General features: G+C 62.2%; 1 protein-coding gene. It reads right to left on the reverse strand.

Going from position 1 to position 547, the window contains the following annotated elements:
* Positions 1–181: 181 nt before the first annotated feature.
* Positions 182–547: helix-turn-helix domain-containing protein (locus AC3E6W_RS08715; protein ID WP_490652879.1), on the reverse strand; the 366-nt coding region annotated here is incomplete at its 5' end.

Consider the following 547-nt stretch of genomic DNA (forward strand, 5'->3'; position numbering starts at 1 on the left):
ACCTGCCTGTGACCGCACCCGTTGGGGGTACGCGAAAAGATCTGGGCGACCTTGGGCCGCAGATACGCTCTGGTTGGCTGCTGGGGGTGAGCCAGCGCGTAGTAGTAGCTCGACCTGGCAAGGCCAGCAGCCTCAAGGAGGTCGTACAGCTTGTGACCGCGCCCTGAAAGCTCGGCGACCACTAGGGCTTTGTCCCGGTTTGGGAGCGCTTCTGCGCCTTCAGGGCAATCGATTTTTTTAGGTACGCCACCTGCGCCTCAAGCTTGCGCACGCGCTCGGCGAGTTCCTCCTCACGCGTTGGCGGCACCGCCCGCACCGACCCCTTCGGCCTGCCCTTGGGCTTGGGCTTGAGTGCCTGCGCGCCGCCCTGCCGGTACAGCCTGCACCACTGCTTCAACGGTGTCGTGCTCGCAATACCGAAACGCATCATTGCTTCAGGCTTACTCATCCCACCATCAACTACAGCCTTCGCTGCGGCGACCTTGGTCTCGTAGTCGTATTTGGTGTGTTTTACTCCCATGGCAAGAAGCCGGCCCTTCCCGATGAC

The organism is Rothia sp. SCPM-O-B-18226 (M350), from assembly GCF_058213595.1.